The following is a 12,905-nucleotide window of genomic DNA, read 5'->3' as shown; positions in this document are numbered from 1 at the left end:
CCACGCTTCTACAACCACTCATCCCGGATCGTGTAGCCCAGATAAGCTGTGCGGAGGGCCAGAAGGCGCAGGGCTGGCAGGGGGAAAGTCTGAGGGGGCGCTCGCATCACAACGGGAATCGCATCCGGTGAGGCTGTACCGGCAATCTGGTCAGCAATCATCCGGCCGGACCAGCTTCCAAGTGCTACACCATTGCCGTGATAGGCGAATGCGCCCCAGCTGTTCTCCATCCCGTCAACCGGGCCGAGATAAGGGGCCTGTTTCCAGGTCATCGCAACAAGACCGGCCCAGAAATGCGTATGCTCCACATCTCGCCATTTGGGGAACATGCGATCGAAATGACGCCTGATCCGCACCTCGTTGAGCACCATGCCATAGCCGCTTGCATCTGTTCCGCCCCGCATGCCGAACAGGAACCGGCCATCTGGCAGAAGCCGGAAATAATGCAGAAGGCGACGGGTGTCATAGGCCATCTGATCGGACCACCAGCCCTGGGCTTTCTTCTCACTGTCTGTCAGAGGTCGTGTGACAATGATGTTCGACATCACCGGCAGGGTGACCCCGGTCAGTGCCGGAACCGTTGCCTCGGATACATAGCCATTGGTGGCAATCAGGAGGTGACGGGCACGAACAGAACCACGCGCGGTTCTCACAAGGTGAAATTCTCCGTCGCGCTCAAGCCCAAGAACCTCGGATTGCCCATGGATGCGAACCCCTGCCCTTTGGGCGGTTTCTGTCAGGCCAAGCGCATATTTCAACGGATGCAACGCAAAGCCGACGGGCACATGCAGCACGCCGTGGAATTCAGGTCCGGCCATGCCCAGTTCGTGCAGGGCTTCTTTCGGGAAAACGCGGGCATCGAGCCCGTGGCGGGCCTTCAGGGCCTCAGCTTCGGCCTCGAGGCCGGGCACATGGTGCCTCTTGTGAGCCAGTTGCCACTCACCGCTTGAATGGGTATCCGCATCAATCCGGTTCTCGTCAAGAAAACCCCGGACAAAGGATACAGCCTCCATCTGCGCCTGCTCAAACTGGTGTAAGGCACTTTCACCGAACTGCCGAGCCATCCGGCTGTCCGACAGCGTTGAGCCGCCCATGCAACAAAAGCCGCCATTGCGGCCCGAGGCTCCCCAACCGGGAGAGCCCGCTTCAAGCACCACCACATCGCGATCATGAACTCTGGCTAGCTGCAGTGCTGCATGGAGCCCGGTGTAGCCTGCTCCTATCACCACCACGTCTGCGGTTGTGTCGCCTTCAAGGGTCGGGCAGACCGGACGGGGTGCTGCCACATCATCCTGCCAGAAGCTGCCAACCTCTTCTGATGAATCATAGGCCAGAGGGTCGTAGAGACGCCCTTCAACCGCTGCCATGAAGCTGTCTTTCAATGGCAAGGGACGCGGCAAAAACGGTCTGATCCGCTCCGGAAAGCCCCGCGATCATCAGCCCGACAGGTGCCGTGCCCTCATCATGGATCGGCAGGGAAAGCGCGCAGCCATCTATGAAATTGATGACAGATGTATTGCGCAGCACCTGCAGATTGGTGGCCATATAATGGTCATCATCGTCAAGCAGCGGCGCCAGCGCGGGCGGTGTGATCGACACGGTCGGCATCAGCATGGCGTCGTAGCCTTCCATCATCGCACTGACTTCCGCAATCACCCGGCGACGTTCATCCAGCAAGGTCATGTAATCGTCTGCTGTCTGATGGCTGCCATTCATCATCCTGCCGGCAACCCTCGGGTCATAATCATCGAAACGTGCTTCCAGAAGCGGCTTGTGACCATGCCAGGCCTCTGCAGCCACAAGCCCGCCCTTGCTGTTGATCTGTGGCAGGTCCAGAAGCGATGGTATCGAAAACTCATCAACCGTCGCACCAAAGGCTCTCAGAGCCGCTGTTGCCTGGGCAAAGGCTCCGGCGACGGCATCGTCCATCCCATCCAGCACCAGCGAGGTGGGAACAGCAAAACGGAAGGATGACAGCGGCCTCCGGCTTTCCTCCGGGATTGGATCTCCGGCCATGATCGCATCCAGAATCTGGGCGGACCTCACATCGGCTGCAAACGGACCAACAGAATCAAGAGAGTCGGAGAGCGCCACCACGCCGTCGCGAGAAATACGGCTGGCGGTCGGCTTATACCCTACAACACCGCAGAACGCTGCCGGAATGCGGCAGGAACCACCCGTATCCGTACCGATTGCCGCCATGGCAAATCCGTCTGCCACAGACACAGCAGCACCGGATGAGGACCCACCGGGGATATGTCCAATGTCCCGATTATAGGGGCTCAGTGGCGTTCCGAAATGCGGATTGAGCCCGAGACCGGAATAGGCGAATTCGGTCATGTTCGTACGACCGACAAAGACAAAGCCCGCCTGCCGCAGATGCCGGATTGCGACCGCGTCACGCTCTGCCGGATGTCTGCTGGCGAAGACCTGAGACCCGGCACGGGTGATCTCTCCAGCCACATCGAACAGATCCTTGACGGAAATCGGGATACCCGCATACCGGCTTGGATGGCTGTCTTCCATCCTCAGCCGGTCCATGGCCTTGGCCTCGGCAAAGGCCCGGTGCCAGTTGACCTGAATGAATGTGCGACCTGCGCCTGATCCCTCAACCGACATCCGGTCAAAACAGGCTTCCACCAGGCTGCAGGATGTCTCCTGTCCAGTGGCCAGACGTTCGGCAAGTGTTTCGAGCGATTCAGATATCATGGTCGAAATCGTATCGCGTCGTCAGAATAAATCCAGCGAAACCTATCACGCGTCGGAATTGTCCCTGATTGCCTGTATCAGAATGCTCAGAGCCCGTTCCAGATCCGTCTCGGAAATGACCAGCGGCGGCGACAAAGTAAGTGTGTTGCCCATGCTGATCTTGAAACTCAATCCCTGATCCAGACAGGCATAATAGATGGCTTCCGCCCGTTCAGGGGATGGTTTTCGGCTCCCGTCCGGCTCAACAATTTCAACGCCGAACAAGAGACCGCGACCACGCACATCACCAACAATCGGACATATGGATTTGAGCTCTTCAAGCCGGTGGATAACATCCTGCCCAAGCCTTGCAGCACGCTCCGCCAGACCATCACGCTCAATAATCTGGACTGTGGTCAGTCCGGCCCGGGCCGTTACCGGGTTTTTCTCATGGGTGTAATGGCCGATGGCGAATTCACCCATCACATTGAGATCGGATCGAACGATAGCAGCCGCGATTGGCAACATGCCGCCACCGAGCGATTTACCGACCACAATCATATCCGGCGTCACACCGTCATGATCACTGGCATAGAATTTTCCGGTCTTACCAAGGCCGGTGGGGATTTCGTCGAAAATCAGCAAAGCGCCGTGCCGGTCACAGGCTTCTCTGACCCGCTTCCAGAAACCGGGAGGCGGCACATAGGGCACAGCCCGCATGGGTTCAGCGATGACGGCTGCCACATCCCCTTCCCGCTCCAGCACATAGGCCAGCATCTCGGCACAGGCCAGGCCGCAGGTATCCGGCCCCTGATGCTTGTAAGGACAGCGATAGCAGGCAAAGGGCGCCACATGTTCTGTTCCGGCCAGCAGGGGACCTGCAATATGGGAGCGGAAAATCTGTTCGCCGCCAACGCTGGCTGCACCGAAACCGGCCCCATGGAAGGCATCCCAGAATGATACGGTCTTGAACCGCCCGGTGGCGGCTCTGGCGGTCTTCAGCGCCACTTCAATGGCATCCGAACCGCCAGTGGTGAACAGAACCCTGTCCAGTCCGGCAGGAGCCAGCTCTGTCAGTTTCTCGGCCAGCTCAACGGCAGGCTCACAGGTAAAGCGGCGCGGGGCGAAGGGCAGCTCGTCCATCTGCCTGCGGATGGCTTCTTTCAGTTCCGGATGACCATAGCCGATGTGATGTGCGCTGTTGCCATGGAAGTCCATAAATCGGTTTCCGGCGCTGTCCTCAATCCAGATCCCCTCTGCCTTGACAATGCGGGAGAGAACCGGGCTCGACAGGGACTGATGCAGAAAGGCTCTGGCATCCCGTTCGATCAGCGGGTCGCTGGATGCCTCATTGCGTGCCCGCCATGCGGCGCGCGCCTCAGAACGATTGCTCTCGCCCTCAGACAGAAACCCATCCTGCGTATGGCGTTCCGACTCAGCCATCAGACCTCTCCTGTGATTCAGGGCGTGCCAGCCCCCATAAAAAAGCCCCATAAAAAAAGCCGGTGAGTTTCCCCACCGGCTCAAGTTCGCCCTGTTCTAGGACCAGGGCAGAGAGAACGTTTTGACGTTGGTGAAGAACTTCATGGCCTCGATGACGCCTTCCTTGACGCCATTGCCGGAATCCTTGATGCCGCCAAAAGGAGACATCTCAATCCGGTAACCGGGCTGTTCCCAGATATTCACCGTGCCCACATTCAGACCCTTGATAAAGGCCTGCATGCGATTGAAATCATTGGTGCAGACACCGGATGACAGACCGAAGGCAGTGGAGTTGGAAATCCGCATCACCTCTTCATCATTATCCGGCACGCGAACAATCGGGACGATAGGACCAAAGGTCTCTTCCATCACCAGTTCGCTTGAGTGAGGAACCCTGTCGACAACGATAGGCGGCAGCAAAGCGCCCTGACGACCCGGATGATAGAGGATTTCCGCCCCCTCTTCCTCGGCCATGTAAACCCGTTTTTCGAACAGTTCCGCGGCCTGTGCGTGAATGACACAGCCGAGCTCTGTGGCCGGGTCCTGCGGGTCACCGAACCTGATCTTCTTGGCCTTTTCCAGAACCAGCGGCACGAATTCGTCAGCAATGCTTTCCTGCACGAGAATGCGCTTGATGGCCGTACACCGCTGACCGGAATTGCCCGTTGCACCGGCAACAGCAATGGTCGCAGCCTTCTCCAGATCGGCACCAGACAGATCGTTCAGAACGATCAGCGGATCATTACCGCCAAGCTCCAGAGCCTGACGTTTGTAAACCGCCTTTGACGCAATCATTTTGCCCACTGGCACACCACCGGTAAACGTGATGATGTCGATATTCTCGTTGACGATCATCTCTTCGCCGATGTCCTGCGGCAGACCCGTGACAACCTGGAACATCTCGGGCGGCAGACCAGCTTCATACAGGATATCTGCAAGAGCAATTGCCGTGAGCGGGGTCAGCTCCGTCGGTTTACAGACCATGCAGTTATTGGTCGCAATAGACGGGGCAATCTTGTGACTCACCATGTTCAGCGGATGGTTGAACGGGGTGATGGCACTGATGGTGTTGACCGGTTCACGGGTGGTGAAAATCTTGCGGGCCTTGCCGTTGTGGGTCAGGTCGCAGGAGAAAATTTCACCATCGTCTTTCAGGGCTTCGGCTGCCGCGAACTGATAGACATCCTGAGCACGTTTTGTCTCATAGATCGCGTGCTGATGACAGATCCCCAGCTCCAGCGTCAACCATTTGGCGAGGAACTCACGGCGTTCACCGATCAGGTCGCCTGCCTTACGCAGAATCTGGCTGCGCTCGTACCGGGTCAGTGTCGGGGTATAGTTGGCCGCAATCTCAAAAGCCTTGCGGGCGTGCTCGGCCGTCCCCGCAGGGACGGTGCCGATGACTTCATCTGTATAAGGGTAGCGGACTTCCACCACCTTATCGGTGAAGATATGCTCACCACCGATGCGCATGCCTTCGTGACGAATTTCCTGCTTGAGCGCTGGCTGGTTCATCAGACGCGCTCCTTATTCTGCGGCTTCAACGGCGTCGCCACCGAGTGCGGCAGCGGCAACAGCAACATTGAATGCATCAAAGTTGCGCAGGGACGGAGCATCGCCCAGATCAGCCATGGCGCGGTTGACGATGAACGGAACAGCCTGTTCCGTGAGACCACCGTGGGAGCGCAGCGGCTCATTGAGAGCAGACAGGTCGTGACGGTCTTCGCTGGTACCGAGGGTGATGTTCTCGCCGGAGACAAGAACAATATCGCCGATACGATCTTCCGGCAGTTCGAACCGCTCGCAGGCCTCAGCTTTGGTAACAGCAACCGTCACACCGTCAATGGCGGCCAGACGTGCGCAGGTTTCAGCAGCATCGACACCGGCAGGCAGGTAAGCTGTTGCGAAGGATCCCAGAGCGCCGTGGTGAACCACATAAGGATCGGTGATCGGCAGGATCACGCGTGCAGCCGCTTCGCCGAACCATTCGTCCAGCAGGTCCTGGATATAGATCACAGACGGGGAGCCATCTGCATTGTGCTTCGGCTTCATGCCGTGGTCAGCGGTCACAACAATTGCCGCACCCAGAGCATCCAGCTCGGTGAGATATTTGTCAAACATCTCGTAGAAGTCGTTGGCTTCCTTGTCGCCCGGCGCATATTTGTGCTGCACGTAATCGGTGGTCGTCAGGTACATGACATCCGGCTTGAATTCCTTCAGCAGCTTGACGCCTGCCGCAAAGACGAACTCGGACAGGTCAGCGGAATAAACCTCAGGAACCGGACGGCCCAGCCACTCGCTGGCATTGTCGATGCCGTGCTCTGCCTTTGTGGCGGTGTCTGACTTCTCGGATGAGAAGCAGATCGCGCGACCATCATCAAACTTCAGTCCATGACCGAGCAGTGCACGAAGCTTGTCCTTGGCGGTTACCACAGCAACGCGGGCACCGGCATCGTAGAAGGTCTTGAAGACGGTCGGTGCACGCAGGAAGCGCGGATCGTTCATCATGACTTCTTCACCGGTTTCCGGCTCATACAGATAGTTGCCGCAAATGCCGTGCACTTTCGGTGGGCGGCCTGTGGCAATGGACATGTTGTTCGGGTTGGTGAAGCTCGGGATCACGCTGTGCGCGGTGCGCACCGTGCCACGCTCCTTGATCGCTTTCAGGGTCGGCATCAGACCGGCGTCGATGGCCTCATCCAGATAGGCTGGCTCACAGCCGTCCAGACAAATGGCAATGGCCGGAACTTTCGGCCATGCATAAACGCGATCATTTACGGTAACGATTTCTGTAGCGGTCATCTCTGTTCTCCAAGGCAATCCGGGTTGGGTCCCAGGTATTGCAAATCATTCAGGGCAAATTCTGAGGCATTCCCAGGCTTCGGGAATGCGTTCTATTACTTGTTCAGCAGCTTGGCGCGTTCTTCCAGCGCCAAAGCCGGTGGCGCGGCATTCTCGACACCCATATCCGCCAGTGTGGCGCGGGCTGCTTCAACCACGCGTTCCATGATGTCATTGTCCATCCGGCCAATGCAGCCAACCCGGAAGCTGTCGACGACGGTGAGCTTTCCTGGGTAAATGATAAAGCCGCGATCCTTCATTCCTTCATAGAAACGATTGAAGTCAAAGGATGGATCTGCCGGGCAGAAGAATGTGACAATGATCGGTGACAGCCAGCGGTCATCCAGAAGCGTTTCAAAGCCCAGCGCCCGCATGCCGGATACAAGTGTATCGCGGTTGGTCCGGTAACGATTGTACCGCCCTTCGACGCCACCTTCCTGCTCATACAGTTCAAGCGCGGTCAGAAAAGCCGTGACCGTGTGCGTTGGCGGGGTGAAACGCCACTGACCGGTCTTCTCCATATGGATCCACTGTTTGTAGATGTCGAGGCTGAGTGAGTGGCTGTTACCATCACACGCTTCAAGCGCTTCACGACGGGCCAGAACAAAACCGAAGCCAGGAACGCCTTCGATACATTTGTTGGCTGATGACACCAGTGCATCAAACCGGACTTTCTTGAAGTCGATTGGCATGGCGCCGAATGCGCTCATGGAATCGATCAGCATGGTCCGGCCAAGCCGTTCTGTCACCTCGGCAATTTCCTCAATCGGGTTGAGGATACCGGAGCTTGTTTCAACATGCACAACAATCACATGGGTGATGGACGGGTCTGCCTCAATAGCGGCTTCCACTTCCTCACCGCGCGGCGGCAGGTAATCACCCTTGTCGATGGCAACATAGTCACGACCAAGATATTCAAGGGTTTCAACAATCCGCTTGCCGTAGGCACCGTTCAGCAGAACCAGCGCCTTGGTATTCCAGGACAGGAAGGTCCCCAGCATCGCTTCAACTGAGAATGTACCGCTACCCTGCATCGGCACGCAGACAAATTCATCTTCGGCATCAGCCAACTGCAGCAGTTTCTGCCGGATGGACGCTGTGATGGCGCGGAAGTCTCCATCCCAGGAGCCCCAATCCTTCAGCATGGCTTCCTTGACTTCATAGGCCGTTGTCAGCGGACCGGGGGTCAGCAGAAACGGTTCGCCAAGAGCGGGGTCCGGAAAGGAGTTCATCTCGGATACGGCTTCCTTGAGCATTCTCTTGTCCTTGGTTCAGGCCAACGGATGGATATGTGATCTGAAGTCAGAATGACGATTCTTGTTCTATCTGTAAAATCGTTATTATCTATGATATCTATCGCTCAAAGTTATATTGTCATATTGGACTGATCTCATGCGCTATGCCCAGCTCCGTGCCTTTCATTATGTGGCGATTTCCGGTGGTTTCTCAAAGGCCGCCGAAGCGCTGAACCTGACCCAGCCCGGTGTCTCCGATCAGGTTCGCAAGCTGGAAGACGCCTATGATGTGACCCTGTTCCGTCGCCAGGGACGGGTTACCCGACTAACAGAGCTTGGACACAAGCTTCTGCAAAGCACCGGGCGCATGTTTGAAGCGGAGGCGGAAGCGCTCGAAATCCTGTCGGAGACAAGAGCGCTGCGCAGCGGCCACCTCAATCTGATGAGCGACTCAGCCGGTCATATCCTGCCTATTCTTGGCCGTTTCCAGGAGCGCTATCCGCAGATCACGCTCACCCTCAAGTCGGGCAACTCACCAATGATTGTGGATGCCCTGTTCAGCTTTCAGGCCGATATCGGCATTCTGGCTGACCTGCCCGATGACAAGAGTCTCTATGTGCAGCGGCTCAGGTCAGACCCGGTGATTGCCTTTGTCGCCCAGGATCACCCTCTGGCCGCGAGAACAGAGGTCTCGCTTCGGGAACTTGCAGCATGGCCCCTGATCCTGCGTGAACCGCAGTCCAAGACCCGCAAACTCTATATGGATGCAGCAGAGCAGGCCGGTCTTGAGCCACATATCGCCATTGAGGCTGAAGGCCGGGAGGCCGTCCGGGAAATCGTCGCCACAGGCGTTGGTTATGGTGTGGTCTCCCTGCCCGAGCTTGGCCCGGACCCGCGCCTGAAAGCCCTTTCCATCGCCGATACGGATATCACCATGGAGCAATCCATGGTCTGCCCGGCCCCGCGTATCCGGCGACGGCTGGTCCGCGCCTTCTTTGATGTGGCCGAAGAAGCCATGAAGGCAGACGGAATGAAAGATACTGGCGTAATCGGAAAGCTGTGATAGCGTTCGCCCCCTACTCGTTCTGGAGACCCCATCATGTCCGGCCTTGTTTTTTCCGCGATTATCGCCGCCGCTCTGCTGCATGCAGTCTGGAATGCGGTGGTGAAGGGAAGTGCTGACAAGGAACTGGGCATGGCCTCTGTGGTTGCCGGGTATTTTCCACTCGGTGTGCTGACACTGTTCTTTGCACCCGCTCCGGATTTGAGCAGCCTGCCCTATATTCTTGGCAGCGCCGTTCTGCATACCGGCTATCAGCTCTTCCTGCTGAACTCCTATCGGGTTGGCGATCTGACACAGGTCTACCCGATTGCCCGTGGCAGCGCGCCGTTGCTGGTCGCGGCTGCATCCGTCCTCTTTCTCGGGGTTGAGATGGGATTTCAGGAAGGCCTTGCCATCCTGATGATCGGGCTCGGGATTATCAGCCTCAGCATCGTTCGGCGCAGTGAGGGTCAGCGCAATCATCATGCAGGCTTCCTTGCCCTGATGACGGGCATCTTCATTGCAAGCTATTCTCTTGTGGACGGGATCGGCGCAAGGGAAGCGGGCACAGCCCTCGGGTTTTACGGCTGGATGAACATTTCCAACAGTCTTCTGCTCATGGCTGTCCTGATCAGTCGTCGCCCTCGCCTTTTAGGCGACATTGCCGTCCATGGCCGCCTGGGTTTTCTGCTGGGAGGTCCGGCATCTTTTCTTGCCTATGCTCTGGTTATCTGGGCGTTTACCCAGGCACCGATTGCCATGGTCACAGCGCTCAGGGAAACAAGTATTGTGTTCGCGCTGCTGATCGGGGTCTTCTTCCTCAAGGAGAAGCTGAACCTCACCAAGGTTATCTCCACATTCATTACACTGGCCGGGGCGGCGCTGCTGAGACTGGCAAAATAGTATCTCTGTGAAAGGACGACCAAGATGATCCGCTGGGGTGTTCTGGGAACAGCAAAAATCGCTCGGGAAGCCTTTGTACCGGCTGTTCAGGCCTCACATAACGGCCACTTGCAGGCGATAGCCAGCCGCAGCCATGGCAATGCGGCAGCCTGGGCCGAACGCTATGGTTTCTCCCGAACCTTTGACGATTACGATGCCCTGCTGAACAGTCCTGACATCGATGCGGTCTATATCCCCCTGCCGACCTCACACCATGTGGAATGGACCCTCAAAGCCATTGAGGCCGGCAAGCATGTGCTTTGCGAGAAACCGATTGCGCTTGAGGCCTCTGCCGTTGATGCGCTCATAGACGCCCGGGACCGTTCGGGACTGGTTGTCAGCGAAGCTTTTATGGTGACCTATCATCCGCAATGGCTGAAGGTCCGCGAACTGATTGCATCAGGCGCCATCGGCACGCTGAGGCAGGTTCAGGGTTCATTCGCCTATCATCTGACGGATCCCGGCAATATGCGGAACCGGATGGATCTCGGCGGCGGCGGCCTTCTGGATATCGGTGTCTACCCCATCGTTGCCACGCGTTTTGTCACCGGTCTGGAGCCTGCACGTGTTCAGGCTTCCGTTAGCCGGGACGCGGAATTCGGAACGGATATCCACGCATCCTGCCGCCTCGATTTCGGAACGTTTGAGCTGAGCTTCTATTGCGCCACACAGCTGGCGACGCGACAGGGCATGGTGTTTCATGGCGACCAGGGCTGGATCGATGTGCCCGCACCATTCAATGCGGAACGATATGATGCCACTGACATCATCCTGCATAATCAGAACAACAGCGCCAGCCAGACCTGGCAATTCCGCAAACAGGACCAGTATCAGCTCCAGGTGGAGGCTTTCGGGGACCGGATTACGGGCGTGGATACAGCTTTGTTCAGCCTTGAAGACTCCCGCGCCAACCAGCAGGTGATCGACAATCTGTTTGCCTCAGAACGGCAGAATGGCACATGGGTATAAGCCCATACCTGCCGTCTGTCACTTTGAACAGCGGTTTTCAGGCCCTGGCTTTCTGTGTCTTGCCACTTGCGGCAGGACAATGGCGACCAGAATAATTCCACTTCCCAGCAATGCGGCCTGTGATGGCGTCTCGGCGAACAGCAGAAAGGCCCAGAGCGGCGCGAGTGGTGTCTCAAGTGCGCCAAGCAGCGCCGTCTGTGCGGCTGGCAGGCGTTTTGCTCCTTCCGACAGGGTTATGGATGCCACGGCGAAAATGAGCCCGAACGCCAGCAGGATGGAAATCTCGCCTGATGCTGTTTCAAGCGGCTTTGCCAGCCACAGAGCCGGAGGCAACAGCAAAACAGACGACAGCGCCGCAGGCAGGACAGTCGGTGTCTCCGGTCTCTTCCGATAGATGACGATGGCACCAGCCATCATCACAGTCATCCAGCAGGCCAGAAGATCGCCGACCCAATGGCCCGTGCCTATCGACCCGCCAACAATGATCACCACACCCAGCATCGCGAGGCCACTGGCCGCGAGGACAATCTTTGACGGTCGCTCCCGAATAAACAGCCAGGCCAGCAGCGCAGAGACAAATGGCGCCGCCGCCCAGATCATGGCCACATTGGCAATGGTGGTCAGTTTGAAAGCTGGAATGAAAGCCGCTGTCCCTGCCGCCAGAAGAAGAGCCGCCCCCCATGCATAGCCGTCAAACCGCGCAAGCTCGGACCGCACCCCGGAGCGAAGGGCAAGAAAGAGGACCGACAGAAGCGCAGCGCTGATACCTCGCCAGAAAATGACACTCCAGGCATCCGCACCGACCCCCTTGGTGAACAGGCCTGCAGTGCTGAACACCACCGCCGACAGGCAAACAAGAACCACACCGGCCAGATAGGTCTGCCTGTCTCTGTCCCTGTTCCTGTCACTGTTCGTGGCCTGCTTGCCCATCGATCCTGATACAATACCGTCGCTCATTACTTGCCTCCCAATCTGATAGTCCGCCGGGATAGCAAAAACCTCCTGACAACAGGATGTCAGGAGTGTTAGGGTTCAGACCCATGAGCCGATCAACTCGACTGTTTGAGATTATCCAGATCCTGCGAGCCAGCGCAGCCCCGATGACGGCGCGTCAGATTGCTGACCGGCTTGAGGTCACGGAGCGGACGGTCTATCGGGATATGGTTGTCCTGCAGGGCATGCGGGTTCCCATAGAGGGCGCCGCTGGCATTGGTTATGTCATGCGTTCGGGCTTCGATCTGCCTCCGGTCAATTTTGATATAGAAGAAGTCGAAGCCATCTCGGTGGGGCTGGCCATGCTGAGCCGGTCCGGTGACAAGGGCCTGATCCAGGCGGCCAGACGGGCTGCTGACAAGCTGGCGTCGGTCACTGAGCTCAGCCAGTCTCTCTATTCAAGCCGCTGGGGTGCAGAAGAGCCTGAATCCATCGACATGTCGGAGATGCGCCAGGCCGTGCGCGAAGAACGGAAACTGGCACTGGTCTATCGCGATGCGCAGGGCGTTATCAGTGAAAGACGAGTCTGGCCGATTGCTATTGCCTATCACGCCGAAGCCATTGTGATTGCAGCCTGGTGTGAGCTTCGCAAGGATTTCCGGCATTTTCGTCCGGACCGTATCCTGAGCGCAACGCTGTTGCCCGACACTTTTCCGGGTCAGGGCAACAGATTGCGGCAGGACTGGTTCAAGACCTACAATGACTGGCTGTAA

Annotated in this window: 11 protein-coding genes; 4 read left to right on the top strand and 7 right to left on the bottom strand. The window is 57.6% G+C overall.

What is annotated here, in order from left to right:
• Positions 1 to 8: 8 nt before the first annotated feature.
• From RA157_RS11195 to RA157_RS11170, 6 genes are all read right to left on the bottom strand, one after another.
• Positions 9 to 1,367 carry an NAD(P)/FAD-dependent oxidoreductase gene (locus RA157_RS11195; protein WP_350333206.1) on the bottom strand — a complete coding sequence of 453 codons (1,359 nt, stop codon included), beginning with the start codon at positions 1,365 to 1,367 and terminating at the stop codon, positions 9 to 11.
• Positions 1,354 to 2,709 (bottom strand): amidase, encoded by a 1,356-nt coding sequence (locus tag RA157_RS11190; protein ID WP_350333205.1) that lies wholly within the window; start codon positions 2,707 to 2,709, stop codon positions 1,354 to 1,356. The genes RA157_RS11195 and RA157_RS11190 overlap by 14 nt, the downstream gene beginning before the upstream one ends.
• Before the next feature lie 45 nt (positions 2,710 to 2,754).
• Positions 2,755 to 4,131 (bottom strand): (R)-1-hydroxy-2-aminoethylphosphonate ammonia-lyase, encoded by a 1,377-nt coding sequence (gene pbfA, locus RA157_RS11185; protein ID WP_350333204.1) that lies wholly within the window; start codon positions 4,129 to 4,131, stop codon positions 2,755 to 2,757.
• 96 nt (positions 4,132 to 4,227) lie between these two features.
• Positions 4,228 to 5,685 carry a phosphonoacetaldehyde dehydrogenase gene (gene phnY, locus RA157_RS11180; protein WP_350333203.1) on the bottom strand — a complete coding sequence of 486 codons (1,458 nt, stop codon included), beginning with the start codon at positions 5,683 to 5,685 and terminating at the stop codon, positions 4,228 to 4,230.
• Between the two features lie 12 nt (positions 5,686 to 5,697).
• Positions 5,698 to 6,972, bottom strand: a complete 1,275-nt coding sequence (phnA, locus tag RA157_RS11175) for a phosphonoacetate hydrolase (RefSeq protein ID WP_350333202.1) — start codon at positions 6,970 to 6,972, stop codon at positions 5,698 to 5,700.
• 95 nt (positions 6,973 to 7,067) lie between these two features.
• Positions 7,068 to 8,267, bottom strand: coding sequence for a 2-aminoethylphosphonate--pyruvate transaminase (locus RA157_RS11170; protein WP_350333201.1), 1,200 nt, complete (start codon positions 8,265 to 8,267; stop codon positions 7,068 to 7,070).
• 136 nt (positions 8,268 to 8,403) lie between these two features.
• Here RA157_RS11170 and RA157_RS11165 point away from each other — a divergent pair, with 136 nt between their 5' ends.
• From RA157_RS11165 to RA157_RS11155, 3 genes are read left to right on the top strand one after another with little or no spacing between them, the layout of a single operon-like run.
• Entirely contained in the window at positions 8,404 to 9,309 is a 906-nt protein-coding gene (locus RA157_RS11165; RefSeq protein WP_350333200.1) for a LysR substrate-binding domain-containing protein, read from the top strand.
• A gap of 36 nt (positions 9,310 to 9,345) precedes the next feature.
• The gene (locus tag RA157_RS11160) at positions 9,346 to 10,191 is read left to right on the top strand and encodes an EamA family transporter (RefSeq protein WP_350333199.1); all 846 of its coding nucleotides are present in this window, start codon (positions 9,346 to 9,348) and stop codon (positions 10,189 to 10,191) included.
• A gap of 24 nt (positions 10,192 to 10,215) precedes the next feature.
• The gene (locus tag RA157_RS11155; protein ID WP_350333198.1) at positions 10,216 to 11,199 is read left to right on the top strand and encodes a Gfo/Idh/MocA family protein; all 984 of its coding nucleotides are present in this window, start codon (positions 10,216 to 10,218) and stop codon (positions 11,197 to 11,199) included.
• Positions 11,200 to 11,217: 18 nt separating this feature from the next.
• On the opposite strand, the gene RA157_RS11150 is transcribed toward RA157_RS11155, so the two are convergent.
• A complete protein-coding gene (locus RA157_RS11150; RefSeq protein ID WP_350333197.1) occupies positions 11,218 to 12,156 on the bottom strand; it encodes a DMT family transporter in 939 nt (312 codons plus the stop codon).
• An 83-nt stretch (positions 12,157 to 12,239) separates the two neighbouring features.
• Here RA157_RS11150 and RA157_RS11145 point away from each other — a divergent pair, with 83 nt between their 5' ends.
• Complete coding sequence (locus RA157_RS11145; protein WP_350333196.1) at positions 12,240 to 12,905, top strand: helix-turn-helix transcriptional regulator; 666 nt, start codon at positions 12,240 to 12,242, stop codon at positions 12,903 to 12,905.

The sequence above is a fragment of the Coralliovum pocilloporae genome (assembly GCF_030845175.1).
Classification (GTDB): Bacteria; Pseudomonadota; Alphaproteobacteria; order Rhizobiales; family Cohaesibacteraceae; genus Coralliovum; species Coralliovum pocilloporae.
Note: the sequence above shows the minus strand (reverse complement) of the source record. Positions and strands in the feature narration are given on the sequence as shown.

What these genes read in the sequence shown, in the direction of transcription:
- RA157_RS11165 (WP_350333200.1), top strand. Translation starts at nt 8,404, where the DNA reads ATGCGCTATGCCCAGCTCCGTGCCTTTCATTATGTGGCGATTTCCGGT.
- pbfA (WP_350333204.1), bottom strand. Translation starts at nt 4,131, where the DNA reads ATGGCTGAGTCGGAACGCCATACGCAGGATGGGTTTCTGTCTGAGGGC.
- RA157_RS11145 (WP_350333196.1), top strand. Translation starts at nt 12,240, where the DNA reads ATGAGCCGATCAACTCGACTGTTTGAGATTATCCAGATCCTGCGAGCC.
- RA157_RS11195 (WP_350333206.1), bottom strand. Translation starts at nt 1,367, where the DNA reads ATGGCAGCGGTTGAAGGGCGTCTCTACGACCCTCTGGCCTATGATTCA.
- RA157_RS11150 (WP_350333197.1), bottom strand. Translation starts at nt 12,156, where the DNA reads ATGAGCGACGGTATTGTATCAGGATCGATGGGCAAGCAGGCCACGAAC.
- RA157_RS11160 (WP_350333199.1), top strand. Translation starts at nt 9,346, where the DNA reads ATGTCCGGCCTTGTTTTTTCCGCGATTATCGCCGCCGCTCTGCTGCAT.
- phnY (WP_350333203.1), bottom strand. Translation starts at nt 5,685, where the DNA reads ATGAACCAGCCAGCGCTCAAGCAGGAAATTCGTCACGAAGGCATGCGC.
- phnA (WP_350333202.1), bottom strand. Translation starts at nt 6,972, where the DNA reads ATGACCGCTACAGAAATCGTTACCGTAAATGATCGCGTTTATGCATGG.
- RA157_RS11155 (WP_350333198.1), top strand. Translation starts at nt 10,216, where the DNA reads ATGATCCGCTGGGGTGTTCTGGGAACAGCAAAAATCGCTCGGGAAGCC.
- RA157_RS11170 (WP_350333201.1), bottom strand. Translation starts at nt 8,267, where the DNA reads ATGCTCAAGGAAGCCGTATCCGAGATGAACTCCTTTCCGGACCCCGCT.
- RA157_RS11190 (WP_350333205.1), bottom strand. Translation starts at nt 2,709, where the DNA reads ATGATATCTGAATCGCTCGAAACACTTGCCGAACGTCTGGCCACTGGA.